This is a genomic window from Janthinobacterium sp. SUN128, from assembly GCF_030587275.1.
GTDB lineage: Bacteria > Pseudomonadota > Gammaproteobacteria > Burkholderiales > Burkholderiaceae_D > Janthinobacterium > Janthinobacterium lividum.
Map to the genome: position 1 here is coordinate 2573604 of NZ_JAPWHY010000001.1, position 25365 is coordinate 2598968.

General features: G+C 63.6%; 23 protein-coding genes. 9 read left to right on the forward strand and 14 right to left on the reverse strand.

Features of this window, described 5'->3' with window-relative positions; all coding sequences use genetic code 11:
* Window positions 1-28: 28 nt before the first annotated feature.
* The 3 genes from O3297_RS11670 to O3297_RS11680 all read left to right on the forward strand — a co-directional run bounded on the left by O3297_RS11670 (window position 29) and on the right by O3297_RS11680 (window position 3729).
* Window positions 29-2131 carry a sensor histidine kinase gene (locus O3297_RS11670; protein ID WP_305048763.1) on the forward strand — a complete coding sequence of 701 codons (2103 nt, stop codon included), beginning with the start codon at window positions 29-31 and terminating at the stop codon, window positions 2129-2131.
* Entirely contained in the window at window positions 2124-2768 is a 645-nt protein-coding gene (locus O3297_RS11675) for a response regulator transcription factor (protein WP_305048764.1), read from the forward strand. Before O3297_RS11670 ends, O3297_RS11675 begins: the two co-directional genes overlap by 8 nt.
* Before the next feature lie 100 nt (window positions 2769-2868).
* Complete coding sequence (locus tag O3297_RS11680; RefSeq protein WP_305048765.1) at window positions 2869-3729, forward strand: tetratricopeptide repeat protein; 861 nt, start codon at window positions 2869-2871, stop codon at window positions 3727-3729.
* Here the strand turns inward: O3297_RS11680 and O3297_RS11685 are convergent.
* Window positions 3706-4704: a GlxA family transcriptional regulator gene (locus tag O3297_RS11685; protein WP_305048766.1), complete on the reverse strand. Its 999-nt coding sequence runs from the start codon at window positions 4702-4704 to the stop codon at window positions 3706-3708. The two genes, O3297_RS11680 and O3297_RS11685, sit on opposite strands and share 24 nt — an antisense overlap.
* A gap of 113 nt (window positions 4705-4817) precedes the next feature.
* On the opposite strand from O3297_RS11685, the gene O3297_RS11690 reads away from it, so the two are divergent.
* From O3297_RS11690 to O3297_RS11700, 3 genes are read left to right on the forward strand one after another with little or no spacing between them, the layout of a single operon-like run.
* Entirely contained in the window at window positions 4818-5462 is a 645-nt protein-coding gene (locus tag O3297_RS11690) for a cysteine hydrolase family protein (RefSeq protein WP_305048767.1), read from the forward strand.
* Window positions 5463-5516: 54 nt separating this feature from the next.
* The gene (locus O3297_RS11695; RefSeq protein ID WP_305048768.1) at window positions 5517-6077 is read left to right on the forward strand and encodes a YdcF family protein; all 561 of its coding nucleotides are present in this window, start codon (window positions 5517-5519) and stop codon (window positions 6075-6077) included.
* Between the two features lie 2 nt (window positions 6078-6079).
* Window positions 6080-6460, forward strand: a complete 381-nt coding sequence (locus O3297_RS11700) for a hypothetical protein (protein WP_305048769.1) — start codon at window positions 6080-6082, stop codon at window positions 6458-6460.
* A gap of 4 nt (window positions 6461-6464) precedes the next feature.
* Here O3297_RS11700 and glpK read toward each other — a convergent pair whose 3' ends face one another.
* From glpK to glpD, 8 genes are all read right to left on the reverse strand, one after another.
* Window positions 6465-7958, reverse strand: coding sequence for a glycerol kinase GlpK (gene glpK / locus O3297_RS11705; RefSeq protein WP_305048770.1), 1494 nt, complete (start codon window positions 7956-7958; stop codon window positions 6465-6467).
* A gap of 77 nt (window positions 7959-8035) precedes the next feature.
* Window positions 8036-9763: an ABC transporter substrate-binding protein gene (locus O3297_RS11710; protein WP_034779106.1), complete on the reverse strand. Its 1728-nt coding sequence runs from the start codon at window positions 9761-9763 to the stop codon at window positions 8036-8038.
* Between the two features lie 72 nt (window positions 9764-9835).
* Window positions 9836-10111 (reverse strand): DUF2160 domain-containing protein, encoded by a 276-nt coding sequence (locus tag O3297_RS11715; RefSeq protein ID WP_034779613.1) that lies wholly within the window; start codon window positions 10109-10111, stop codon window positions 9836-9838.
* A 28-nt stretch (window positions 10112-10139) separates the two neighbouring features.
* Window positions 10140-10946 carry a carbohydrate ABC transporter permease gene (locus tag O3297_RS11720; protein ID WP_099400550.1) on the reverse strand — a complete coding sequence of 269 codons (807 nt, stop codon included), beginning with the start codon at window positions 10944-10946 and terminating at the stop codon, window positions 10140-10142.
* Entirely contained in the window at window positions 10943-11827 is an 885-nt protein-coding gene (locus O3297_RS11725) for a carbohydrate ABC transporter permease (RefSeq protein WP_034754965.1), read from the reverse strand. Before O3297_RS11725 ends, O3297_RS11720 begins: the two co-directional genes overlap by 4 nt.
* Entirely contained in the window at window positions 11827-12927 is a 1101-nt protein-coding gene (locus O3297_RS11730) for an ABC transporter ATP-binding protein (protein WP_305048771.1), read from the reverse strand. The genes O3297_RS11725 and O3297_RS11730 overlap by 1 nt, the downstream gene beginning before the upstream one ends.
* A 1-nt stretch (window position 12928) precedes the next feature.
* Window positions 12929-14017, reverse strand: a complete 1089-nt coding sequence (locus tag O3297_RS11735; RefSeq protein ID WP_305048772.1) for an ABC transporter ATP-binding protein — start codon at window positions 14015-14017, stop codon at window positions 12929-12931.
* A gap of 74 nt (window positions 14018-14091) precedes the next feature.
* Window positions 14092-15660: a glycerol-3-phosphate dehydrogenase gene (gene glpD, locus O3297_RS11740; RefSeq protein WP_305048773.1), complete on the reverse strand. Its 1569-nt coding sequence runs from the start codon at window positions 15658-15660 to the stop codon at window positions 14092-14094.
* 192 nt (window positions 15661-15852) lie between these two features.
* Here glpD and O3297_RS11745 point away from each other — a divergent pair, with 192 nt between their 5' ends.
* The 3 genes from O3297_RS11745 to O3297_RS11755 all read left to right on the forward strand — a co-directional run bounded on the left by O3297_RS11745 (window position 15853) and on the right by O3297_RS11755 (window position 18474).
* Complete coding sequence (locus O3297_RS11745) at window positions 15853-16611, forward strand: DeoR/GlpR family DNA-binding transcription regulator (protein WP_170846299.1); 759 nt, start codon at window positions 15853-15855, stop codon at window positions 16609-16611.
* A 356-nt stretch (window positions 16612-16967) separates the two neighbouring features.
* Window positions 16968-17471 (forward strand): MarR family winged helix-turn-helix transcriptional regulator, encoded by a 504-nt coding sequence (locus O3297_RS11750; protein ID WP_052139937.1) that lies wholly within the window; start codon window positions 16968-16970, stop codon window positions 17469-17471.
* Window positions 17472-17556: 85 nt separating this feature from the next.
* Entirely contained in the window at window positions 17557-18474 is a 918-nt protein-coding gene (locus O3297_RS11755; protein ID WP_305048774.1) for a pyridoxal-phosphate dependent enzyme, read from the forward strand.
* A 3-nt stretch (window positions 18475-18477) separates the two neighbouring features.
* On the opposite strand, the gene O3297_RS11760 is transcribed toward O3297_RS11755, so the two are convergent.
* From O3297_RS11760 to nirD, 5 genes are read right to left on the reverse strand one after another with little or no spacing between them, the layout of a single operon-like run.
* Window positions 18478-20493 carry a diguanylate cyclase domain-containing protein gene (locus O3297_RS11760; RefSeq protein ID WP_305048775.1) on the reverse strand — a complete coding sequence of 672 codons (2016 nt, stop codon included), beginning with the start codon at window positions 20491-20493 and terminating at the stop codon, window positions 18478-18480.
* A gap of 4 nt (window positions 20494-20497) precedes the next feature.
* Entirely contained in the window at window positions 20498-21067 is a 570-nt protein-coding gene (cysC, locus tag O3297_RS11765; RefSeq protein WP_370385400.1) for an adenylyl-sulfate kinase, read from the reverse strand.
* A 24-nt stretch (window positions 21068-21091) separates the two neighbouring features.
* Window positions 21092-23761 carry a nitrate reductase gene (locus O3297_RS11770; protein ID WP_305048777.1) on the reverse strand — a complete coding sequence of 890 codons (2670 nt, stop codon included), beginning with the start codon at window positions 23759-23761 and terminating at the stop codon, window positions 21092-21094.
* 22 nt (window positions 23762-23783) lie between these two features.
* A complete protein-coding gene (locus O3297_RS11775; protein WP_071653678.1) occupies window positions 23784-25010 on the reverse strand; it encodes an NAD(P)/FAD-dependent oxidoreductase in 1227 nt (408 codons plus the stop codon).
* Window positions 25007-25360, reverse strand: coding sequence for a nitrite reductase small subunit NirD (gene nirD / locus O3297_RS11780; RefSeq protein ID WP_070256593.1), 354 nt, complete (start codon window positions 25358-25360; stop codon window positions 25007-25009). Before nirD ends, O3297_RS11775 begins: the two co-directional genes overlap by 4 nt.
* Between the last annotated feature and the right edge of the window lie 5 nt (window positions 25361-25365).

The following is a 25365-nucleotide window of genomic DNA, read 5'->3' on the forward strand; positions in this document are numbered from 1 at the left end:
TTTATCCTTAAGCAAGCGATACTACACTTTGGTTCTATTGATAGCGGCACCCGAAATCCGTAGCATCTCGCTCGGCAACTTCAACCAAATCGTCTCACTGATGGAGATAACAGCAATGTTGCTATTTAGGGAATATGGGGGAATTATTTTCAAAATAAATTACTGGCTTCTCATTACCTACATTGTCTTTTCAATAGCAATCAGTGTCTTGGGATTTGCGGCGCATGTCGGAGCGCAAGGGAGGGAGACGATAGATGCCGCGCAGCCGACGAGCTTAGGTTTGCTCCGGCACTACCAGGCACTGGAAGACAGCAGCTGTGAACAGCCAGTCGATGCCGTCAGGCATAGCCCGCACTGGATCTCCGTGACGGGGGAGCCGCCCAACGTCGGCCCCGCTGGCGCTTGCCGGTGGATCAGGTTCAACCTCGACAATTCTGGCCCGCAGCCGGCGCAGGTGACGGTTGACCTGGGCACGCCCTTGCAGGATTTTGTAGACTGGCATGTGCTTGACAGGGCCGATGGACGCCTCATGACGAGCATCCATAGCGGCGACCGGCGCAATTTCAATTTCCGCTACCAACAGTCCTGGACCTTGTCCTTACCGCTGGCCATCGCTGCCGGACAACAGCTGGCAGTGTATGCCAGGCTTGCCAGCCTGGACGGTTTTCAGGAACCGCTTGCCCTTACCGTGCAGGCCAGCGATACGTTTTTCCTGCAGAAATCCAAGGAAAAACTCTTGATGGGAATGTATTTTGGCTGCCTGCTGGCCTTCTGCATTTACAGCATCTTTCTTTTTATCTCCACCAAAGACAATATTCATATCATCTACGCGGCATTTCTCGCCCTGCTGAGTTCAACCACATTCTTCTATTATGGCGCCAGCGCTGAATTTCTCTTCTATAGCAATCCCGAATTCAACAATTCACTACTGCCATTCCTCTTTTCACTGTGCATGTTCTTTTTTTTCATTTTCGCCAGATCCTATCTTAAAATGCCGGATCTTCCATCCAACAGTTTCATCACAATCTACAACATCATCACTGTCGCCATTTTACTGGCGTCGCCGCTGGCATTCCTGATTGGCTATGCAGCCAGCTATACCATCAATACGATACTCGTGCAGACCAATATACTTGTCCTTCTGATTCTGCTTATTCCTCTATGCCTGAACAAAAATATGAATGCCATTTTTCTATTGATTGCTTTCTTTCCGCTTGGAACAACACTTTCCTTAAAACTACTTAGCCTGGATAACTTCATTACCTCCCAGCATCTGTTTGAACATAATTTCCATATGGCGGAAAGCACGATTTTTTCCGTGATCGCCTTAAGTTTTTCCATCGCTTACTCCATGAAAATCATGCGGCAGGCGATGCAGGAGGCTAGCTCGCGCGAAATGACATCCACGATCGCGCTGCAAGACAACGAGCTCAAACTGATGCACCTGTCGCGCGTCACCCTGGCCGGCGAATTGAGCGGCGCCATCGCCCATGAACTGAGCCAGCCGCTCACTTCCATCCTGGGCAATGCCCAGGCCGCGGAATTCATGATCAGGAACCGGCACTTCAATGAACCCGCACAACTGGCGATCATCCGCGACATCATCGATCAGACCAAGCGGGCTGCCACGGTGCTCACGAAAATCAGGAAACTGCTGTATCCCGGCAAGAAGTGCACGGAACGTATACGCGTCAATGACGTACTGGCCAGCGTACGACAATTCATGCGGCACGACCTGGCGCTCAAAAATATTCGCTTGACGGAATATTGCGACCACGAAATGCATGTCAGCGGAGACCTGGTGCAGATTCAGCAAGTCCTCATCAATCTGTTGGCCAATGCAATCGACGCGGTCAAGGACTTGCCCGACGAGCGCAAGTGCATCTACCTGTCGGTGCGCCACTATCTGGGCAAATATGCCTTGTTTACCGTCAGCGATACGGGGGTCGGCTTGCCGCCCGACCATCACGACAGGATATTCGATGCTTTCTATAGCACCAAGGAAGGCGGCATGGGCCTGGGCATGAATATTTGCAAGAAAATTATCGCTGCCCACTATGGCGAAATCTGGGCCCGCTCCGCCTATCCCTTCGGTTCCACCATTGAATTCACCATACCCATTGATGAATAACACCAGTGCCGCAGCGCCCTGCGTTTTCCTCGTCGACGATGACCCGTTCATCCTGCGCGCACTGGAAAGAATTCTTTCCTGTACCAGCCACCAGGTACAGTCCTTCTCTTCCGCTGAAGCGTTTCTGGCCGAGGCCGACCTGCAGCAGGCGGGCTGCCTCGTCCTGGACCTGTCCATGCCCGCCATGTCCGGTCCCCTGCTCCAGGAACACCTGCTGCACTGCGAATCGCTGCTGTCGGTGATTTTTCTAACAGGCAATGGCGACGTGGCCAGCAGCGTCAAGGCCATGAAGCTGGGGGCGGTTGATTTCCTGACCAAGCCCGTCGACGCCCTGCGCCTGTTCGATGCCGTGACACTGGCGCTCAAGCTGAATGGCAGGCTCACCGCGGACCGGGCGCTGCTGCGTTCCATCGAGCTGCGCCTGGGCAGGCTGACGAAACGCGAACACCAGGTCATGGAGCTGGTGGTCGCTGGCCGGCTGAACAAGCAAATCGCGGCGGAACTGGGAACGGTGGAACATACGGTCAAATTGCACCGCGCCAGCGTCATGCGCAAGATGCAGGCCGACTCTTTCTCCGACCTGATGACAACGATCAATACCCTGCGCCTGCTCAAGCCGCAAGCCAGCGGACGCTGATCGGGGCGAGTCAGATGGGCCTGCCCTGCCAAGCCCGCCCTGGCGGACGCCCGGCGGCGTCGTCTTGTTCTACACTGGCGTTTTATTCTCCGGTGCCCCCATGCTATTACCCGCACGCCTCGCCCATATCTCGACAGACAAGGACTGGCAACACGACACGCCTTACCCGCCCCTCGGCTTCACCCCCTTTTCCGAAGGCGCACTGGGCAATGGCGACACCTTCGGCCTGTACTGGCCCATCGGCCGCGAAGCATCCGAACCTATCGTCGTCGAGACGTGGCACGACGAGTGGCGCATCCAGCCGCACTTTTCCAGCCTGACGACGTTCTTGCAAGCCTGCGCGGCAGCGGAGGACGAATATGTCGGCGCGCCATCGCTGGCCGACGACCCAGCTTCGCCGCGCGCCGCCTATCTGGAGGCCAAGGAATTGATTGCGCAGCGCAACCCGGACGCGGCCATCGCGCTGCTGGAAGCGGCGCTCGCCATCGTGCCCGAATACACGGATGCGCTGGTGCTGCTGCATGGCCAGTATGTGCGCGCAGGAAGAATTGGTGAAGCCGTCAAGGTGGCCATCCAGGCGATCATTTCGCCGCCGTCATTTGGCGGCCCGCCATTCAAGGCCTTGCAATGGCTGCGCACGCAGGCGGTGCCGGAGGGGGAACTTGACCCCATCTGGCGCGCCTGCGGGCAGCTGTCGTTCAACTTTGGCGGCAGCAAGGAAAATGCCGATTACCCCGTGCTGCTGGCCGCCATCGCCACCTACCTGGAGCAAGGCAACCATGTTTCCGCCTCGACCCTGATGCAGACCTACGCCGAACTGATGAGCGCGGAAACCGTCTCCTTCCAGGAGCGCTACGCCTTCGAGCCTGCCGCCTTCCTTGCGCGGCAAATCGCCGTCAGCGCGAAGCTGCCGCAGGGCAGCCGCGACCCGGCGGCGCTATGGTCGTCCGGCAGGAATTAGCTGCTGCCGGAACAGCTTGCGATACGCCGATGGCGACGTCTGCAAGCTGGCCCGGAAATGCTGGCGCAGCGACAAGGCCGTGCCGAAGCCGGCCTCTTGCGCCACAATATCGATCGATGCCGCGCTTTTCTCCAGCAAGCCTTGCGCATGCGCCAGGCGCTGATTCAGCAGCCACTGCTTGAACGAGGTGCCCATGGCCTGGCGGAAGTGACGCGTAAAATTGCGCCGGCTCATGGCGGCCTGTTCGGCCAGCGCATCGATGCTGTGCGCCTTCCCCAAATCGCCTGTCACGCTGGCCAATACCTCGGCAAAACGCCCTTCGCTGCCGGACACGGGCAGCGGACGCGCGATAAATTGCGCCTGCCCGCCCTGGCGGTGCGGCGCCACCAGCAGCCGGCGCGCCACCCGGTTGGCCACCTCGGCGCCCGCCAGCTGGCGCAGCAGATACAGGCAGCAATCGAGGCCGGCCGCCACGCCGGCCGACGTCAGCACGCCGCCATCATCCACGTACAGCACTTCCCGGTCCACCCTGACCTTGGGATAACGGGCCGCCAGCCGGTCCGCCATGCCCCAGTGCGTGGCTGCGCTCTTGCCATCCAACAAGCCTGCCTGTGCCAGGGGAAACGCGCCCAGGCACAGGCCCACCATGCGCGCCCCGCGCCGGCTGGCCGCCTGCAGCGCCGCGACCAGGGGCGTCGCCGCATCGCGGCAATCGTCGTGCCAGGCGGGCATGATGACGATATCGGCCCCCTCCAGTCCTTCCAGGCCGAACTCGGGCGTGATGCCGAAGCCGGCCGCCGTGCGCAGGGGTGCGGGATCGGCGGCGCACACGCGCACGTGGAAAGGCGGCAGATCGGCCTCGTCCGTCTGGGCGCCGAACACGAGGCAAGGCACGGACAGGTGAAACGGCGTCATGCCGTCGAAGGCGATCACGGCCACGCTCAAGGGAGAGGCAGAAGCGGGAATAGTAGTCATGGCCCGATTTTATCGTAGATATGCCTTCGGGCCACTTTTTATTGACAGCATACGGGCAGACAATGACGGTATCGGGGAAGCCCTTCCCCGTTCAACCATGCCAGGAGTTATCCATGTCTGCCGCAACATCCACCAACCCGCGCCGCGCCCTGCTCGTCATAGACGTACAAAATGAATACTTCACGGGCGACATGCCCATCGAATATCCGTCCATCGATATTTCCCTGCCGAACATCGTCACTGCCATGGCCGCCGCCCGCGCCGCCGGCGTGCCCGTGATCGTCGTCCAGCACGATGCGCCGGAAGCCTCGCCCATCTTCGCCAGGGGCAGCGACGGCTGGCAGCTGCATCCGCAAGTGGCCGCGTTTGCCGCTGACCACCGCATCAACAAGGTCATGGGCAGCGCCTTTGCGGGCACGGACCTGCGCGCCTGGCTGGAGGGCCACGGCATCGACACCCTGACGGTGGTCGGCTACATGACGCACAATTGCGACGCCGCTACCATCTACCACGCCGCGCACGATGGCTTGCACGTCGAATTCCTGCAGGATGCCACTGGCACCCTGCCCTACGCCAACGCGGGCGGCACGGCCAGCGCCGAGGAAATCCACCGCGTCTTCAGCGCCGTCTTCCACTCGAATTTCGCCGCCGTCGCCAGCACGCAGGACTGGCTCGCTGCCGTGCGCGAGGGCAAGCCGCTGGAAAAGGACAATATCTACTTGTCGAACCAGCGCGCGCGCAAGGCGCAGGCGAACTGACGCCGGCGGGAATGGACGGGTATCATGCGTCCATTCCCAACTTGATGATGCGCAATGCGAAAAATAATACTGCTCGGTTCAAGCACTGCCGGTGTTTTCCTGCTGGCCACCGCCGCCCTGGTGCTGGCAGGACTCAACGACAAGCTGGCCCCCGCCGACGTGATCGTCGTGCCGGGCAATACGATTGCGCCCGACGGCACGCCCAGCCCCCGCCTGCAGGCGCGCCTCGACGTGGCGCTCAAGCAATTCCAGGAACACCGGGCGCCGCACATCCTCGTCAGCGGGGCCACGGGCAAGGAAGGTTTCGACGAGGCCGCTTCCATGGCCCGCTACCTGCAGTCGCGCGGGGTGCCCGCCAACGCCATCCTTGAGGATAATCAAGGCTGGACCACGGACGCCACGGCCCGCAATGCGGCGGCCCTGATGCGCCAGCATGGCTGGCGCACGGCCATGGTTGCCACGCAATATTTTCACGTGCCCCGCTTCCGGCTGGCGCTGGAGCGCAGCGGCATCGCCGTCAGCGGCAACGTGCACGCGCCCTATTTCGAGCTGCGCGACCTGTATTCCGTTCCCAGGGAAACCGTGGGCTACCTTGTGTATTACGTGAAATCCTGACCATGAAGATACTTGCCTTTGCCGCCGGTTTTGGCCTGGTGGCCGCATGCGCAGTGCCGTCGATGGCCGCCGCCGATGCGGAGCCGATTGGCGCTGCTGCAAGCCTCTCTCTGTTTGGCGTGCTGATGCTGGGGCTGTGCATCGCCGCCTTTGGCGCGCTGGCGCGGCGTGTGGACGTGGCCCATGGCCACTGGCTGTCGGCCTGCGCGGGCGCGCTGTGCGGCGCGGTGCTATATGGCAGTTTCGCGCTGGCATTTGCAACGCAATCGATCACGGCGGGCCTAGCCTATGCCGCCAGCGCCCTGTGCGCCGCCGGTGCGGCCCTGTTGCTGCCGGGCCTGCTGAAGCGGGCGACAAAGCTGATGGCAAGGCCAGGCCAGTAAGCAGTCACTCGCTCCAGTCGCGCGAGCGCTCCACCGCCCGCTGCCATTTGTGCAGCCGCGTCAGGCGTTCGTCGGCCGCCATGGCCGGTTCGAAACGGCGTCCCACCTGCCACTGGGCGGCGATTTCTTCCTGCGATTCCCAGAAGCCCACGGCCAGGCCCGCCAGGTAGGCGGCGCCCAGGGCCGTCGTTTCCGTCACCACGGGGCGCACCACGGGCACATTCAAGATGTCGGCCTGAAACTGCATCAGCATGTCGTTGCGGGCCGCGCCGCCGTCCACGCGCAGCTCGCTCAAGGCGATGCCCGCGTCATCCTGCATGGCCGACAGCACGTCCACGTTCTGGTAAGCCACGCCCTCCAATGCCGCGCGCGCGATATGCGCCTTGCCCGTGCCGCGCGTGATGCCGATCAGGGTGCCGCGCGCATACGGGTCCCAGTACGGCGCGCCCAGGCCCGCGAACGCGGGCACGAAGACGAGGCCGCCCGAATCGGGCACGCTGGTGGCCAGCGCCTCCACTTCGGACGAGTCGCGGATGATGCCGATGCCGTCGCGCATCCATTGCACGGCCGCGCCGGCGATGAAGGCGCTGCCTTCGAGCAAATAGTCGGTCTTGTCGCTGCCCGCGCCCAGGCTCCAGCCCACCGTCGTCAGCAGACGGTTTTTCGATGGCAAGGGGCGCTTGCCCACGTTCATCAGCATGAAGCAGCCCGTGCCGTAGGTATTCTTCGCCATGCCCGGTTTCAGACAGGCCTGGCCGAACGTGGCCGCCTGCTGGTCGCCTGCGATGCCGGCGATCGGCACGGACACGCCCAGCAATTCTGTGTAAGTGTGCGCCGCCACGCCGCTCGATGGCACGACGTCGGGCAGCAAGGAGGCGGGAATGTCCAGCAGCGCCAGCAGATCCGTGTCCCACTGCAGGGTGTGGATATTGAACAGCATGGTGCGCGCCGCGTTGCTCGTGTCCGTCAAATGGGCGCCGCTCATTTTGTAAATCAGCCAGCTGTCGACGGTGCCGAAGGCCAGCTCTCCCCGCTCGGCGCGCGCGCGGGCGCCGGGAACGTTGTCGAGCAGCCATTTGAGTTTGGTGGCGGAAAAATAGGCGTCCAGCACGAGACCCGTTTTTTGCTGGATCAAGTCCGCCTTGCCCTGCTCGACCAGTTGCTCGCAGTAAGCCGCATTTCTGCGGTCTTGCCAGACGATGGCATTGGCGACGGGCTCGCCCGTGGCGCGCTCCCACAGCACCGTCGTTTCGCGCTGGTTGGTCACGCCGATGGCGGCCACGTCGGAAGCGGCCACGCCGCTGTCGCGCAAGACCTGCTGCAGCACGCCCTCTTGCGACGCCCAGATTTCGCCCGCGTCATGCTCGACCCAGCCCGGCTGGGGGAAAATCTGACGAAATTCCCGCTGCGCGCTGGCGTGCGGCCGTCCCGCATGGTCGAACAGGATGGCGCGCGAACTGGTGGTGCCCTGATCTAAAGCAAGTATGTATTTGGTCATTGTCTGGTGGTGCGAAAAGCGGGTAAAAACAGGCACGGAGGGTGTTCACTCCGTGCCCTCAGGACAGTGCAGGCAGTTTACCTTACCTTGCCTTCTTTCCAGGCTTGCAGCAGCTTGTCGTAGGCAATCGTTTCACCCTTCGGCTTTTCATTCGCCAGCTTTTTCCATGGGGCGTGCTGGTCCGACAGATACTGGTTCGGATCGACCTTGGGATTGAGCTTGGGCGCGCACGCCTTCATGCCGGCACGTTGCAATCGCGCCATGACCTGGTCCATTTCCTCGGCCAGGTTATCCATGGCGGCTTGCGGCGTTTTTTCCGCCGTGATGGCCGTGGCCACGTTCTTCCACCACAGCTGCGCCAGCTTCGGATAGTCGGGCACGTTGTTGCCCGTCGGCGTCCACGCCACGCGGGCGGGGCTGCGGTAGAACTCGATCAAGCCGCCGTACTCGTTCGCGTGTTTCGTAAAATAATCGTGGCGGATGTCGGAATCGCGGATGAAGGTCAGGCCGACGATGGATTTCTTCAGCGACACGGTTTTCGACGTGACGAATTGCGCATACAGCCAGGCGGCGGCCTTGCGGTCATCCGGCGTGGACTTGAACAGGAACCAGGAACCGACGTCCTGGTAGCCGTTCTGCATGCCCTCTTTCCAGTACGGACCGTGCGGCGACGGCGCCATGCGCCATTTCGGCGTGCCGTCCTTGTTCACCACCGGCAAGCCCGGTTTCGTCATGCCAGCCGTAAATGCCGTGTACCAGAAGATTTGCTGGGCGATTTCGCCCTGTGCCGGCACGGGACCCGATTCCGAGAAATTCATGCCGTTCGCCTGCGGCGGCGCGTATTTCTTCATCCAGTCGATGTATTTCGTCAGCGCAAAGACGGCCGCCGGCGAATTGGTGGCGCCGCCGCGCGACATCGATGCACCCACGGGCGTGCACTTGTCGGCCGCCACCTTGATACCCCATTCGTCGACAGGCATGCCGTTCGGAATGCCCTTGTCAGCCGCGCCAGCCATCGACAGCCACGCATCCGTGAAGCGCCAGCCCAGGGATGGGTCTTTCTTGCCGTAATCCATGTGGCCATAGACTTTTTTGCCGTCCAGTTCCTTCACGTCATTCGTGAAGAAGTCGGCGATGTCTTCATACGCGGACCAGTTCTGCGGCACGCCCAGCTCGTAGCCATACTTGGCCTTGAACTTGGCTTGCAAATCCTTGCGCGCGAACCAGTCGGCGCGGAACCAGTACAGGTTGGCGAATTGCTGGTCGGGCAACTGGTACACCTTGCCATCGGGCGCCGTCGTAAAGCTGATGCCGATGAAATCCTTCAGGTCCAGGCCCGGATTCGTGAATTCCTTGCCCTTGGCGGCCATGTAGTCGGACAGCGGCTCGACGGCGCCATAGCGGTAATGCGTGCCGATCAGGTCGGAATCGGAAATCCAGCCGTCATAGATGCTCTTGCCGGACTGCATGGAGGTCTGCAGCTTTTCCACCACGTCGCCTTCCTGGATGATGTCGTGGCGCACCTTGATGCCCGTGATTTCCTCGAAGGCCTTGGCCAGGGTCTTCGATTCGTAGACGTGGGTGTCGATGGTTTCCGAGACCACGGAAATTTCCTTGATGCCCTTGGCTTTCAGCTTGGCCGCCGCATCGATGAACCATTTCATTTCAGCAAGCTGTTGTTGCTTGCTCAGGCTGGATGGCTGGAATTCCTTGTCGATCCAGGTTTGCGCCTGCTTGGCGTCCGCCAGGGCCGCATTCGACACGAGCATGGCCGCAGCCGCGAAGACCGTGAACTTCAATTTCATCGTGAATCTCCTTTTATAGTTTTTACCGGCCGCCTGCTGGCGGTACGGCATCCATCAACACCGGCAAGCCGGTCATCCCCAACGCATTACAACCAACAACAAGACAAAACTGATCGCAGCCCCAATGGCTTGCTGCATTTCCGTGAACCCCGCCCACGCCAGATTGACATACGCGGCCGTCAACAGCCCGATGAACAAACGGTCGCCGCGCGTGGTCGGCATGGGCAGGAAACCTTTTCGTTCGATGCTGGGCGAACGGATTTGCCACACCGTCATGCCGGCCAGCATCAGGCCGATGCAAATAAAGAAGATGGCCACTTCCGGCGTCCACGCCATCCAGCCGAACAGGCTGGCTGTGCTATCGGTATTTTCCATGTCACACCCTCCCCATCGCGAAACCCTTGGCAATGTAATGCCGCACGAACCAGATCACCAGCGCGCCGGGCACGATGGTCAGCACGCCGGCCGCCGCCAGCACGCCCCAGTCCATGCCGGCCGCCGACACGGTGCGCGTCATGGTGGCGGCAATCGGCTTAGCATTGACGGACGTCAAGGTGCGGGCCAATAACAGTTCCACCCAGCTGAACATGAAGCAGAAGAAGGCCGTCACGCCCACGCCCGACTTGATCATTGGCAAGAAAATGCGGATGAAGAAGCGGGGAAAGCTGTAGCCGTCGATATACGCCGTCTCGTCGATTTCCTTCGGCACGCCGGACATGAAACCTTCCAGTATCCACACGGCCAGCGGCACGTTGAAGACCATGTGCGCCAGCGCCACTGCCAGGTGCGTATCCATCAGGCCCACCGTCGAATACAGCTGGAAGAATGGCACGAGGAAGACGGCGGGCGGCGTCATGCGGTTGGTCAGCAGCCAGAAGAACAAATGCTTGTCACCCACGAAGTTGTAGCGGGAGAAGGCATACGCGGCCGGCAAGGCGACCGTGACCGACATCACCATGTTCAAGGCCACGTAAATCATGGAATTGATGTAGCCGCTGTACCACGACCGGTCGGTAAAAATCGTGTGGTAGTTGGCGAACGTCAGTTGCTGGGGCCACAGGCTCAGTACGCCGACGATTTCCTCGTTGGTCTTGAGCGACATGTTGAGCATCCAGTAGATGGGCAACAATGACGCCAGCAAAAAGACGACGAGGATGGCACTGCTCATTTTCTTGTGCATCATTTCTGGTCTCCCGTGCCGACGCGCTGCATCCACGTGTATAGCACAAAGCAGAACAGCAGGATGATGAGGAAATAGATCAGGGAAAAAGCGGACGCCGGCCCCAGGTCGAACTGGCCCACGGCCTTTTGCGTCAGGTACTGCGACAAAAAGGTGGTCGCATTGCCCGGTCCGCCGCCCGTCAGCACGAACGGTTCCGTGTAGATCATGAAACTGTCCATGAAGCGCAGCAACACGGCGATCATCAGCACATTGCGCAGTTTCGGCAGCTGGATGTAGCGAAACACGGCCAGGCGCGAGGCGCCGTCGATGCGGGCCGCCTGGTAATACGCGTCGGGAATGGCGCGCAAGCCCGCATAGCACAACAGCACGACCAGGGGCGTCCAGTGCCAGATATCCATCACCATCACCGTCAGCCAGGCGTCGAGCGAATTGCCGTTGTAATTGTAGTCAAAGCCCAGCTGGTTCAGGGTATAGCCCATCAGGCCGATATCACCGCGGCCAAAGATTTGCCAGATGGTGCCCACCACGTTCCAGGGAATCAGCAAGGGCAGCGCGATCAGCACCAGCGCCAGCGACGCCTTCCAGCCGTCGGCCGGCATACACAGGGCAATCAAAATGCCCAGCGGAATCTGGATCGCCAGCACGGAGCCGGAAAACAGCAGCTGGCGCAGCAAGGCGCTGTGCAGGTCGCCGTCCAGCATGACCATGCGGAACCACTCCGTGCCCACGAAGACCTTTTGCGTGGGGCTCAGAATATCCTGCACGGAATAGTTCACCACCGTCATCAGCGGCAGGATGGCGGAAAAGGCCACGCACAGCAACACGGGCAGGATCAATAGCCAGGCGCGGCGGTTGTTATCGGTTTTACCGTTATGTATCATCAGGCCACCCGCTTATCGTTGACATAGAACAAGGTGCGTTGCGGCGGAAAGCGCAGCCGCACGGCATCTCCCGCGACGGCATCGATGGCGCGCAGCTTGGCCGCCACCGTCGCGCCACCCAGCTGGAATTCCGCCAGGTAATGCGTACCCATGTTGCGCACGGCCGTGACCGTGGCATCCAGGCAGTGGTCGCCCCCCTCTTCTCCCGGGTACGCCTTGACGCACTCGACGAATTCGGGCCGCACGCCCACCGTGATTTTTCCTTGTGCGCCGGACAGCGCCGCACGCGCGGCGGCGGACACGGCGAGTAGCTGCCCCGCCACGCGCACGCCGCCATCGTCCAAGGTGCAATCGAGCAAGTTCATGCCCGGATTGCCGATGAAATAACCGACAAACGTGTGCTCGGGTTCCTCGAACAGGGCTTGCGCGCTGCCCGTCTGCACCACTTCGCCCTGCGTCATGACGACCACCTGGTCGGCAAAGGTCAGCGCTTCCACCTGGTCGTGCGTGACGTAGATCAATGACAATTTCAGTTCGTGGTGGATTTCCTTCAATTTTCTGCGCAACAGCCATTTCAAATGCGGGTCGATCACCGTCAGCGGTTCGTCGAACAGCACGGCCGCCACGTCGGGACGCACGAGGCCCCGTCCCAGCGAAATCTTTTGCTTGGCATCCACGGACAAGCCGCTGGCGCGCAATTTCAGGTCGCCCGTCAATTCCAGCATCTGCGCCACTTGCTGCACGCGCTTTTTCACCTCGATCTCTTTCCAGCCGCGATTGCGCAACGGAAACGCCAGATTGTCGTGCACGGTCATGGTGTCGTAGATGACGGGAAACTGGAACACTTGCGCGATATTCCGCGCCTCAGTCGGCAGCTGCGTCACGTCCTTGCCGTCGAACAGCACCTTGCCATGCGACGGTTTCACCAGGCCGGAAATGATATTGAGCAAGGTCGTCTTGCCGCAGCCGGACGGTCCCAGCAAGGCATACGCGCCGCCGTCATGCCACTCCATGCTCATGGGCCGCAGCGCGTAGTCGCTTGGCGCCGTCGGGTTCGGTTTGTAGGCGTGGGCCAGGTCGACCAGTTCGATGCGCGCCATGTCAAGCTCCTCCCGGTGCAAACAGCAACCCGCCGTCTTGCGCGAAGATCAGCAAGGCATGCGGCTGGCAATACACGGTGCAGGCGCTGCCGATCTCCAGGTTGTGCACGCCGCCCAGCTGCGCCACCAGGGCCAGCTCGCCGCGGCGCGCATGCACATAGGTTTCCGAGCCGCTGATTTCCGCCAGGTCCACCTGCGCCGCGATGGGCACGTCGCCATCGGACTGGGGAGACAGATGCAGGCTGTGCGCGCGCACCCCGAGGATCACCTCCGTACTGTCGCCCAGGCGGGCGCGCTGTTCGCCGCTCAGGTGTATCGACAGGCCGTCCGCCGCCTGCGCCACGCCGTGCGCATCCACGCGCGCGGGGATCAGGTTGATGGGCGGGTCGCTGAAGGTGCGCGCCACATCGATGGAATTGGGGGCATTGAAAACGTCCAGGGTCGGCCCCTGCTGCAGCAGGCGTCCCTCGTGCAGCACGGCCACGTGGCCGCCCAGCTGCAGCGCTTCCAACGGCTCCGTGGTCGCGTATACGACCGTCGTGCTACCGCTGGAAAACAGTTCCGTCAATTCGCGGCGCAATTCCTCGCGCAGCTTATAGTCGAGGTTGACGAGCGGCTCGTCGAGCAGCAGCAACGATGCATCCTTGATCAGCGCGCGCCCCAGCGCCGTGCGCTGCTGCTGCCCGCCCGACAGTTCCCCGGGCGTGCGCTGCAGATACGGCGTGATATGCAGGCGCTCGGCCAGCGCCAGCACTTTCGCCCGTATCTGTTCCTCGGGCACCTTGCGCAAGCGCAAGGGCGAGGCGATATTGTCGTAGACGGTGAAGGCCGGATAGTTGATGAATTGCTGGTACACCATGGCCAGGTTGCGACGGCTGACGGGCACGCCCGTCACATCGACACCATCGGCCGTCACGGTGCCCCCGCTGGGCTTGTCCAAGCCCGCCATCACGCGCATCAGGGTCGTCTTGCCGGCACGCGTGGTGCCCAGCAAGACGTTGATGGCGCCCGGCACCAAGGCCAGCGACATCGGATATAAAAAGTCGTCAGCCCCCTGCTTCCTGCTGATCTTGTCCAGTACCAGTTGCACGCGCTTCTCCTCCAGTGATGGTTTCTTATTCTTCGCCGCACCCTCTGTGGAGCGCGGTCGCCAACGTGTTGTGCTTACGGCAAAGGGTGCTGCAACAGCCAGGCATCGAGCCTATCCGCCGTCTCGCGCGGCAGGTGCAGACCCAGCTTGGAGCGCCGCCACAGGATGTCGGCCGCGCTGACGGCCCATTCATGGCGCCGCAAATAGTCGACTTCCGCCGCGTACAGGCCGGCGGCGATTTCTTCGCCCATGGCCGCCACGTCCGCCCTGCCATCGAGCAGTACGTGGATGCGCGTGCCGTAGGCGCGCGCATAGCGCGCCACCAGCGCCGCCGGCAGCCACGCATACTCGCGCTGCAAGCCTTGCACGAACTGGCCGAACTCGCGCACGGCCCTATTCTGCGGCACGGCGCCATACACATCGCCGCCGGGCAGGCAAGCCTGCTCCGTCCAGGCCCGCCGCCGCTTGCTCTGCTCTGGCACCAGCAACGGCTCCAGCACATCGAGCGCTTCCTCGGCCAGCTTGCGGAAGGTGGTGATCTTGCCGCCGAAAACACTGAGCAGCGGCGCACCTTCCTGGTCCAGTTCGAAGCGGTAATCGCGCGTGACGGCCTTGGCATCGGCCGCCGCGTCTTCCACCAGCGGGCGCACGCCCGCATACGTCCACACCACATCGGCAGGCACAATGGGCTTGCTGAAATAGTAACTGGAAAGCTCGCACAAGTAACGAATTTCCTCGTCGTCGATTTCCACCTTGCCGCTGTCGCCGTGATAGTCGAGGTCGGTGGTGCCGATCAGGGTGAAATCGTGTTCATACGGAATGGCAAACACGATGCGCCCGTCCGGATGCTGGAAGATATACGCGTGATCATGCTCGAACAGGCGCTTGACGACGATATGGCTGCCCTTGATCAGGCGCAAATGCCGGCCCTGTCCGCCGGGCGCCGCCTGCTGCAGGAATTCGGCCGTCCACGGCCCGGCCGCATTGACGACGCTGCGCGCACGCACGGACAGCTCACGCCCGTCGCTCCGCAGCAGAGTCGCCTGCCAGGAAGCGTCCGCACCCGCGCCGTCGCGCCACAGGGCCGTGCAGCGCGTCTGCGTCAGCACATGTGCACCGTTGTCCGCCGCATCGATGGCGTTCAGCACCACCAGGCGCGCATCGTCGACCCAGCCGTCGGAATACACGAAGCCGCGCTTGAACTCGGGTTTTAACGGTTTGCCGGCCGCGTGGCGCATCAGGTCGATGCCGCTGGAGCCCGGCAGGATTTCCCGCTTCGCCAGCATGTCGTAGAGGAACAGGCCGGCGCGTATCAGCCAGGCGGGACGCTGGCCCTGCGCATGCGGCATGACGAAGCGCAGCGGCCACATGATGTGCGGCGCCGAGCGCAGCAGCACTTCACGCTCGATCAGCGCCTTGCGCACGAGGCCGAATTCATAGTATTCGAGGTAGCGCAGGCCGCCGTGTATCAGCTTGGTCGATGCGGATGAGGTGTGCGCGGCCAGGTCGTCCTTTTCGCACAGCACCACGGACAAGCCCCGCCCGGCCGCATCGCGCGCGATGCCGGCGCCATTGATGCCGCCGCCCACCACCAGCACATCGCATGCCATCGCTGTCTCCACACCTTGCTGTGCTGCGGTCATCGGGACTCCGTGTATGTCGGGGACACGCTGGCGAGGAAAGACTAGGCATCGCCGGCGACTGTCGTTAAGATCACCATCTGGTAATACGCATGCAATATGAATAAGATACGCCAGAATGCGAACTCATAGCAACATATTTTCATCACTATTTGTTCGTTTCTGTTCGTTTATGATTTTTAAAGAGACAAATCCATGATTTTGAATCCCCGCCAGCGCCGCCTGCTCGAAGTGGTGCGCCAGAAGGTCACCATGTCCGTCGAAGAGCTGGCCCAGCAGCTGGGCGTGACGCCGCAAACCGTGCGCCGCGACGTCAAGCAGATGGAAGAAGCGCGCCTGCTGGCCCGCTACCACGGCGGCGTCGGCTTGCCCTCGTCCGTGGAGAATATCGATTACAGCCAGCGGCAGGTGTTCAACAGCGACGCCAAGCGGCGCATCGCCGCCGCCGTCGCCACGCAGGTGCCGCACGGCTGTTCGCTGCTGATCAATATCGGCACGACCACCGAGGAAGTGGCGCGCGCGCTGGGCCGGCACACGGGCTTGCACGTGGTGACGAACAACCTGAACGTGGCCGCCATCCTGGCCGACAACGCCGCCTGCGAAGTCATCGTGGCCGGCGGCGTGGTGCGCGGGCGCGACCGCGGCATCGTCGGCGAAGCCACCATCGACTTCATCCGCCAGTTCAAGGTCGACATCGGCATCATCGGCATTTCCAGCATCGACGAAGACGGCAGCCTGCGCGACTTCGACGCGCGCGAAGTGAAGGTGGCGCAAGCCATCATCGAGCAGTCGCGCGAAGTGTGGCTGGTGGCCGACCAGCATAAATTCGGCCGCAAGGCGCTGGTGCGCCTGGCCGACCTGGCGCAAATCGACATCTTGTTTACAGATGCGCCGCCACCGCCCCGCTTTGCCGAAGTATTGCGCGACGCGGGCGTGAAGGTGGTGCTGGCCTGAGCGGGCCGCATTTCTGCAAGAAAACCCCGCACTGTCGCGTGGGCAATACGCCGTGTGTGGGCAAGCGCACCGAATGATATGAAATATTTATCAATTCGGCAAAAATGCTGTTACCATTGATGCAACATGAGTTATTTTTTTAATCTTCCTCTCTGGCAATACGATTATTTGCTTGATATTGTTTTTTTATCTCTCCAGAGCAAGAAAAAAGGAAAAACTCTTTGCCGGTAAGTGATTTCCTGTGAAAACAGTGTTAAAACTATCTCAAGCACGATGATTGTTCCCAAACAAACCACTCGACAGCAAGCGTGAAGGCCTTAACCATGCCGGCAACGCCGCCCAGTGAAGGAAAAGAAATGAGCCATAATTTTGAAGCGGCCGCCATGCCGCAATCCGCCCATCCCAACAGCGTCCCCGTCAGCGAGCTGGAAGCCCACCTCGGTTACTGGCTGCGTTTCGTTTCCAACCACGTTTCCCACAGCTTCCAGAAAAAAGCCGAAGCCAATGGCGTGACGGTCTCCGAATGGGTGGTGCTGCGCGAAATGTTCCGCCTGGGCTGCACCTCGCCCACGGTGCTGGCGCAAGTGTCCGGCATGAGCAAGGGCGCCGTATCGAAACTGATCGACCGCCTGGAAAGCAAGGGCATGGTCAGCAAGTCCATCCTGCTGGCCGACCGCCGCCAGCACTCGATCGAACTGACCACGGAAGGCGAGGCGCTGGTGCCCGTGCTGGCCGAGATGGCCGACCAGAACGACGAGGAATTCTTTGGCAAGCTGCCGCGCCAGCTGCGCGACGACCTGCTCGAAGCGATGAAGGAAGTGGCGCGCACGCATCAGCTCAAGAGCGCCCCGCTGAATTAACAGCAGTAACACTCCCTGCAAGGGTGACACGGTGGCGCGGGCGCTTCGGCTATGATGCTGGCCTGACTGTCTACCAGGAACACGCATGGCCCTGCACATCGAAACTCCCTTGCTCAACTCACGCGCCCTGAGCCTGCACAGCGAACGCGCCATCTGGCTCAAGCTCGAAGCCCTGCAACCGCCAGGCTCCTTCAAGATCCGCGGCATCGGCCTCGCCTGCGAAGAATATGCGCGGCGCGGCACCAGCCGTTTCATCTCCTCTTCCGGCGGCAATGCCGGCATCGCCGTCGCCTATGCGGGTCGCCAGCTGGGCATTCCCGTCATCGTCGTCGTGCCGGAAACGACCAGCCAACGGGCCAGGGCCCTGATCGCGCAGGAAGGCGCCGAAGTCATCGTGCACGGCGCCGCGTGGCAGGAAGCGAACGCGCTGGCGCAGTCGATGCTCACGCCGCAGGACGCCTTCTTGCATCCGTTCGACGACCCGCTGCTGTGGCAGGGCCACGCCGGCATGATCGATGAAGTGGCGCGCGCGGGCCTGAAACCGGACGCGGTGGTGCTGTCGGTGGGCGGCGGCGGCCTGCTGGCCGGCGTGGCCGAAGGCTTGCAGCGCAACGGCTGGGATGACGTGGCCCTGGTGGCCGTGGAAACGCAAGGCGCGGCCTCGCTGGCGGCGGCCGTGGCCGCGCGCGAACACGTGACCCTGCCGGCTGTGACGAGCATCGCCACGTCGCTGGCCGCGCGCCAGGTCTGCGCGCAGGCATTCGCCATCAGCCAGACGCGCCTGCTGCACAGCGTGGTGGTGTCGGACCAGGCCGCCGTCGATGCCTGCCAGCGCTTCATCACCGACCAGCGCCTGGTAGTGGAGCCGGCCTGCGGCGCGGCGCTGGCGGCCGTCTACGGCAAGGTGCAGGAACTGGCGCCCTACCGCAATGTGCTGGTCATCGTGTGCGGCGGCGTGACGGCCACCACGCAGCAGCTCGACCACTGGACTGCCACCCTGTAATACTCAGGGCGCCGCCTCGAGCAGCGCCACGCCATCGCGGCCCTGCCCCTTGGCTGCATACAGGGCCTGGTCGGCCAGGTCCAGCAACTGCGCCGCCGTCAGCGCGCCCTCGCGGAAGATGGCGATGCCGATGCTGGTCGTCACCGGCAGCGGGCCGCTGGCCAGTTCGAAGGGCTGGCGGATGGCGTCGATAATCTTGGCGCCCACGTGGCGCACTTCGGCCGCGCCGTTCACGCCTTCGAGAATGATCACGAATTCATCGCCGGCCAGGCGCGCCACCAGGTCACTGGCGCGCACGCTGCGCACCAGGCGCGAAGCGAATTCCTTCAGCACCTCGTCGCCCGCCTTGTGTCCCAGGCTGTCGTTGATGGCCTTGAATCGGTCGATATCGAGATAGGCCAGCGCCATCGGCGCGCGCGCAGCCCGCGTGCGCTGCATGCTTTGCGCCAGTTGCTCGTCGAAGCGGCGGCGGTTGGCGATGCCCGTCAGGGTGTCGGTGGCGGCGGCAAACTGCAGCGCCGTGTGCATCGCCTTGGTCTTGGTGATTTCGTGGATCAGGCCATACACGCCTTCCACCGTGCCGCTCTCGCCCACGTCAGGCACGTAGCTGGTCTGGAAGGCGCGCCGGCCGGCGTCCCCCTCGCCGCCGATGGTGAATTCATATTCGACCTCCTCGCCCGCGAAGGCGCGCCGCAGGTATTGCTCGCGCAGCTGGTACGCTTCCTCGCCCAGCACGTCGCGGATCGACTGCATCAGGCTTTCCTGCTGCGACCTGCCGAACCATTTTTCAAACGTGGCGTTGATGAACTGGTAGCGGTGCTCGCGGTCGATATAGACGATCACCACGGGCACGTGGTCCGTCAGCAGCTTCAGGCGCCGCTCGCTGTCGCGCGTCTGCGCCTCGGCGATTTCGCGCTCGGCCACCAGCGAGTAAAAGTCGCGGCTCAAGTCGCCGATCTCGTCGCGCCGCTCGATCTGCAGCGCCTCGATGCCCAGGCGCTGGCGGCGGATCTGGTGCACCTGGCGGCGCAAGCGCTCAAGCGGCAGCAGCAGGCGCAGCACCACGCGCCAGCCGGCCAGGCCCGCCAGCGCCGCCAGCAGCACGGCGGCCAGCAGGATCTTGCTGCGGATGGCGTGCAGCGGCGCGAAGGCCTCGCTCATGGGATACACGGACGCCAGTATCCAGCCCGTCGAGGCGATGCGGTGGTAGGCGAACAGGGCATCGACGCCTTGCGTGGTGGTGCCGGTCAGCCAGCCCTCGTAGCCCTGCATGGCGCGCCGCGTGGGCACGCTCACGGGGCCATGGGCTTCGATATGCTGCATGATGCGCGACTTGTCGGGATGCTCGACGATGACGCCTTCGCTGGTCATGATGTACAGATAGCCGCCCTGCCCCGGCTTGAGGGCGCCCAGACGGCCCAGGAAATCGGGCTGGCGCAGGTTGACGCTGGCCGCCAGCACATAGCGCACGCCGCCCTGCGCGTCGAACACGGGCTGCGTCACCACCACGATGGGCATGCCGGAAATACTGCCGTTCAGCGGCGCGGAAATCACCGAGCGCCGGGTCGCCAGCGTCTGTTCAAAGTAAGGACGGCCCTTCACGTTCAGCCCCGCCTGCGGCTTGAAGGGACTCACGCTGGCCAGGACGTCGCCGTCGATGCCGACCACGCCGGCCGAATAGAACTCCGTCCCCAGCACCGTTTGCGCGGCCAGGAAACGCTGCAGGCTGGCGCCGTCGTGCGCGCCGCTGGCCGCCAGGCTGTCCGCCATCGCGCGCAGCACATTGCGCTTCGCGTCGAGTTCCTCATCGATGAAGACGGCGGCGCTGGCCAGCGATACGTACTGCTGGCGCCCCGTCACGTCGCGCATGCCACGTTCGGCCACGGCCAGGGTGGCCAGCGCCAGCGAAGCCACCGCGCCCAGCACGAGCAGGAAGACGACCACGCTCATGCGCGCCTTCAGGCTGGCGGGCAGGCGCCGGCGCAGCCATTTGCGCAATGTCCCTCTTGTCGCCGTCATGCCGTCACGTCCGCCGCTGCAAATACCGGTACAGGCGCTCGACCGACTCGTCCAGCGCCAGGGTGCCCGTGTCCAGGGTCAGCGAGGCCGCCAGCGGCGCTTCGTAAGGGGCGGAAATGCCCGTGAATTGCGCCAACTGCCCCGCGCGCGCCTTTTCATACAGGCCTTTCGGATCGCGCGCCTCGCACACGGCCAGCGGCGTGCTGACGTGGACTTCGATGAAATGCGCCGTGCCGATGATGGCGGCGGCCATGGCCCGGTCGGCGCGGTACGGCGAAATGAGGGCGGCGATGACGGTCAGGCCCGCCCCGTTCATCAGGCGCGCCACTTCGGCCGTGCGGCGGATGTTTTCATGCCGGTCCTCGGGCGTAAAACCCAGGTCGCGGTTCAAGCCATGGCGCAGCTGGTCGCCGTCGAGCACCGCCACGGCGCGGCCCTGCGCCTTGAGCCGGCGCGCCAGCGCATCGGCGATGCTGGACTTGCCGGCGCCGCTCAAGCCCGTCAGCCAGACCGTGTCGTGTTGTCCTGCTGTCATCACACTGCCTCTCCTCTTGTAGAGCTGGCAATATAACAAAGCCGCGCAGGAAAGGACAGATTATCAGGCAGCGCTGCGCGCCTCAAGCAGCAATTGTCGTATCTCCGGCACGCAGGAGCCGCAATTGCCGCCCGCCTTGACGCAGGCCGTCACCTGCGCCGTCGTCGTCAGTTTTTGCTCCCGGATGGCGGCGCAAATGGTGTTGCGTCCCACGCCAAAGCACGAACACACGGTGGGCCCCGCGTCCACGCCCTTGCCGATGGGTTGCCCCAGCAGCACGCCGGCGCGGTCGGCCGCATCCATTTGCGCGTGCGCAAACAGGCCCGCCAGCCAGCTGCGCGACGGCAGGTCGGGACGCGGCGAGACATACACGCATTGCGCGATGCGGCCCTCGTCCAGGTGCACGGCCCGGTACACGCCGGCACTGGCGTCCGCATAATCGAGCCAGTCGGCATTGTCGTCCGTGACGCCCAGCAGCGCGCGCGCCCAGGCGCCCAGGTCTTCGATGCGCTGGCGGCCGGCCAGCTCATAGCGCAGGAACTGCTCGCCCTGGATGCGCGTCCAGTGCGCCACGCCGTCGAGGTTCAAGGGCGTGCGGCTCAGGACAAACGCATGCCAGTGCACGCGGAACTGCTCGATGCGCACGGGCGTGTGCTTGAATTCCGGCTCGCCCGAGACAGGATCGACGACGGGATTGACGACGGCGCCCACGCGCGCATCGGACGCATTGGCGTCGCTCCAGTGTATCGGCACGAAGACCTGGCCGCGCGCGATGCCGCCGCCATGCACGACCCGCGCCACCATCGCGCCCCAGGCGCTGGAAATGCGCGCCAGCTCGCCTTCGCGCACGCTGTACAGCAGCGCATCCTGCGGGTGGATGTCGATGAAGGCTTCGGCGATGTGGCCCGACAGTTTCGCCGCCTTGCCCGTGCGCGTCATCGTGTGCCACTGGTCGCGCACCCGGCCCGTGTTGAGGATCAGCGGATAGTCTTCGTCGGGCATGTTGCGCGGCGCGCGCGGCGCCGTGGGAATGAAGCGCGCGCGCCCGTCCGCATGCGCGAAACGGCCGTCGCCGAACAACCTCGCCTGGCCCTGCGGCCACTGCTGCGGCGCCAGGGCGTCATAGCGCGCCGCATCCAGGCCGGCCAGGTGGCCCAGGTTGAACAGGCGCACCGTGTCTCCCGCGTTGCGGAAGGCGGACAGGCGCGCGTGTTCGTCGAAGATGGCCTGCGGCGACGTGAAATCGAAGCCGGCATGGCCCATGCGCCGTGCCACGTCGCACAGCACGTCCCAGTCGGCGCGCGCCTCGCCGGGCGCCGGCAAAAACGCCCGCTGGCGCGAGATGCGGCGCTCGGAATTGGTCACCGTGCCATCCTTCTCTCCCCAGCCCAGGGCCGGCAGCAGCACGTCGGCATGGGCATTCGTGTCCGACCCGGCGCTGATGTCCGACACCACCACCAGTTCGCATTTGGCCAGCGCGCGGCGTACCTGGTCGGCGTCCGGCATGCTGACCAGCGGATTGGTGGCGATGACCCACACGGCCTTGACCTTGCCCGCCTCGATGGCCTGGAACAGGTCCACCGCCTTCAGGCCAGGCTTGCTTGCCATGCGCGGGGAGCCCCAGAAGGTTTGCACGGCTTCGCGGTGCAGCGGCTTGTCCAGCTCCAGGTGCGCCGCCAGCATGTTGGCCAGGCCGCCCACTTCGCGCCCGCCCATGGCGTTTGGCTGGCCCGTAAGCGAGAACGGCCCCATGCCAGGCTGGCCGATGCGCCCCGTCGCCAGATGGCAGTTGATGATGCTGTTGACTTTGTCCGTGCCGGAGGACGACTGGTTCACGCCCTGCGAAAACGCCGTGACGACATTGCGCGTGGCGGCAAACGCCTGGTAAAACGCCAGCAAGGCGTGCGGGTCGACCTTGCAGATGGCCGCCACCTGCAAGGGGTCGCCGCAATCCACGTGGGCGGCTGCCAGCGCTTCGTCCAGTCCCGCACTGTGCCGCGTGACGAAATCGTCATCGATCACGCCTTCGCGTGCCAGGTAGCACAGCAAGCCGTTGAACAGCCACACGTCGGTGCCCGGCTTCAAGGGCAGGTGCAAATCGGCCAGCTCGCAGGTGGCCGTGCGGCGCGGGTCGATCACCACCAGTTTCATGTGCGGCCGGCTTTCCTTGATACGTGTGATGCGCTGGAACAGGATCGGGTGGCACCAGGCCGTGTTCGAGCCCACCAGCACCACCATGTCGGCCAGTTCCAGGTCTTCATAGCAGCCCGGCACGATATCCTCGCCGAACGCGCGCTTGTGGCCCGCCACGGCCGACGACATGCACAGGCGCGAATTGGTGTCGATATTCGCGCTGCCCACATAGCCCTTCATGAATTTGTTGGCGATGTAATAGTCTTCCGTCAGCAGCTGGCCCGAGACATACAGGGCGACGGCGTCGGGGCCGTGCTCGGCGATGATGGCGCGCAAGCCGCCAGCCACCTGGTCCAGCGCGGCATCCCAGGAAGCGCGCTGCAGCACGCCATCGACACGCACCTGCGGATGCAGCAGGCGCTTGTCGAGGTCCAGGGTGTCGCCCAGGGCCGAGCCTTTCACGCACAGCTTGCCCAGGTTGGCCGGGTGGCCGCTATCGCCGGCGATGCGGATGGCGCCGTCGGGAAGGCGTGTCGCTTCCACGCCGCAGCCGACGCCGCAGTACGGGCAAGTGGTTTTCACGGGCATGCAGCTAGTCATGAAAGTATCCTGTTGGTCGCTGTCAGGCGGCCTGGGCGCACAGCGCCTGGCCAAACAATAAATGGGTGCGCAGTTTGCTGATGTCGCGGCGCTGCTGGATCAGGTCGAAATACCAGGGACCGTCCTGCACGTCGCCATACAGCACGGCGCCGGCCAGGCGGCTGCCCTGCACCACCAGCCGCTTGTAGACGCCGCGGCGCGGGTCGCGCAGCACCAGGTCTTCGCTGCCCTCGCCGCCGATGATGTCACCGGCCGAGTACAGGTCGATGCCCGTCACTTTCAGTTTGGTGGCGCTGGCCTGCTGCACGTAGCGGCGGTGTCCCGCGCCGGCCAGGTGCGCGCCGCACACGCGCGCCTGTTCCCAGATGGGCGCGACCAGGCCGAAGGTGGCGCGCCGGTGCTGCACGCATTCGCCCACGGCGTACACGCGCGGGTCGTAGCTTTGCAGGCAGTCGTCGACGACGATGGCCCGTTCGCAGTGCAGGCCGGCCGCTTGCGCCAGGGCGATGTTGGGGCGCACGCCGGCCGTCATCACCACCAGGTCGGCGGGGATGCTGCTGCCGTCCGCAAACTGCACGCCTTCCACGCGGGCGCTGCCCATGATGGCGGACGTTTGCGCGTGCATCAGAAAACGCAGGCCGCGCGCTTCCAGCGCCGATTTCAACAGCATCGATGCGGGCGCATCGAGCTGCTGGTTCATCAGGGCGCCGCTCATGTGCACGACCGTGACGTCCATGCCCTGGCGCTGCAAGCCGTTGGCCGCTTCCAGCCCCAGCAAGCCGCCGCCGATGACCACCGCGTGGCGGTGCGTGCGCGCCGCCTGCAGCATGGTGTCGACGTCGCTGATGTCGCGAAAGCCGATCACGCCCGGCAGCGCATGGCCCGGCACGGGTACGATGAAGGGCGTGGAACCGGTGGCCAGCAGCAGGCGGTCATAGGCAACCGTGATGCCGGACAGCGACTGCACGGTGCGCGCCTTGCGGTCGATGCGCACGACGGGGTCGCCCGCGTGCAGGGTGATGCCGTTTTGCGCATACCAGTCGCGCGTATGCAGCATGATGTCATCCACCGACTTTTCGCCGGCCAGCACGGGAGAGAGCAGGATGCGGTTGTAATTGCCGTGCGGCTCGGCGCCGAACACGGTGATGTCGTACAGGTCCGGCGCGAGTTTCAACAGCTCCTCGACCGTGCGCATGCCGGCCATGCCGTTGCCGACCACCACGAGCGCGGGACGCCGGGGCGGGTTCACAGGGCCACCCACACCATGTCCGCGAACACGCGCGCCGGCCAGGTGGCCACCGAATGCTCGGGCGCTTCGATGCACTCGCCGCTGGCCAGGTCGAAGTGCTGCTTGTAGATGGGCGACGCCACCACGACGCGCTCGCCGATGCTGCCCACCAGGCCCCGCGACAGCACGGAAGCGCCCGCATTCGGGTCGACATTGTCGATGGCGTACACGCGCGGCGCGGCATCGCCGACGCGGAACACGGCCACGTGGCGGCCACCGAGCAGCGCGCACACGCCCGTGTCGGGCACGATGTCGGTCAAGGGACAGATGGCTACCCAGTTATCGGCGGTGGCGCCGGACAGTTCATTCATCGCAT

Excerpts from the sequence above, each read along its gene's own strand:
- O3297_RS11700 (WP_305048769.1), top strand. The coding sequence starts at position 6,080 with ATGAAGATACTTGCCTTTGCCGCCGGTTTTGGCCTGGTGGCCGCATGC.
- glpK (WP_305048770.1), bottom strand. The coding sequence starts at position 7,958 with ATGACCAAATACATACTTGCTTTAGATCAGGGCACCACCAGTTCGCGC.
- O3297_RS11695 (WP_305048768.1), top strand. The coding sequence starts at position 5,517 with ATGCGAAAAATAATACTGCTCGGTTCAAGCACTGCCGGTGTTTTCCTG.
- nirD (WP_070256593.1), bottom strand. The coding sequence starts at position 25,360 with ATGAATGAACTGTCCGGCGCCACCGCCGATAACTGGGTAGCCATCTGT.
- O3297_RS11750 (WP_052139937.1), top strand. The coding sequence starts at position 16,968 with ATGAGCCATAATTTTGAAGCGGCCGCCATGCCGCAATCCGCCCATCCC.
- O3297_RS11725 (WP_034754965.1), bottom strand. The coding sequence starts at position 11,827 with ATGATACATAACGGTAAAACCGATAACAACCGCCGCGCCTGGCTATTG.
- O3297_RS11720 (WP_099400550.1), bottom strand. The coding sequence starts at position 10,946 with ATGATGCACAAGAAAATGAGCAGTGCCATCCTCGTCGTCTTTTTGCTG.
- O3297_RS11755 (WP_305048774.1), top strand. The coding sequence starts at position 17,557 with ATGGCCCTGCACATCGAAACTCCCTTGCTCAACTCACGCGCCCTGAGC.
- O3297_RS11710 (WP_034779106.1), bottom strand. The coding sequence starts at position 9,763 with ATGAAATTGAAGTTCACGGTCTTCGCGGCTGCGGCCATGCTCGTGTCG.
- O3297_RS11675 (WP_305048764.1), top strand. The coding sequence starts at position 2,124 with ATGAATAACACCAGTGCCGCAGCGCCCTGCGTTTTCCTCGTCGACGAT.
- O3297_RS11685 (WP_305048766.1), bottom strand. The coding sequence starts at position 4,704 with ATGACTACTATTCCCGCTTCTGCCTCTCCCTTGAGCGTGGCCGTGATC.
- O3297_RS11680 (WP_305048765.1), top strand. The coding sequence starts at position 2,869 with ATGCTATTACCCGCACGCCTCGCCCATATCTCGACAGACAAGGACTGG.
- O3297_RS11745 (WP_170846299.1), top strand. The coding sequence starts at position 15,853 with ATGATTTTGAATCCCCGCCAGCGCCGCCTGCTCGAAGTGGTGCGCCAG.
- glpD (WP_305048773.1), bottom strand. The coding sequence starts at position 15,660 with ATGACCGCAGCACAGCAAGGTGTGGAGACAGCGATGGCATGCGATGTG.
- O3297_RS11730 (WP_305048771.1), bottom strand. The coding sequence starts at position 12,927 with ATGGCGCGCATCGAACTGGTCGACCTGGCCCACGCCTACAAACCGAAC.
- O3297_RS11770 (WP_305048777.1), bottom strand. The coding sequence starts at position 23,761 with ATGACTAGCTGCATGCCCGTGAAAACCACTTGCCCGTACTGCGGCGTC.
- O3297_RS11690 (WP_305048767.1), top strand. The coding sequence starts at position 4,818 with ATGTCTGCCGCAACATCCACCAACCCGCGCCGCGCCCTGCTCGTCATA.
- O3297_RS11760 (WP_305048775.1), bottom strand. The coding sequence starts at position 20,493 with ATGACGGCGACAAGAGGGACATTGCGCAAATGGCTGCGCCGGCGCCTG.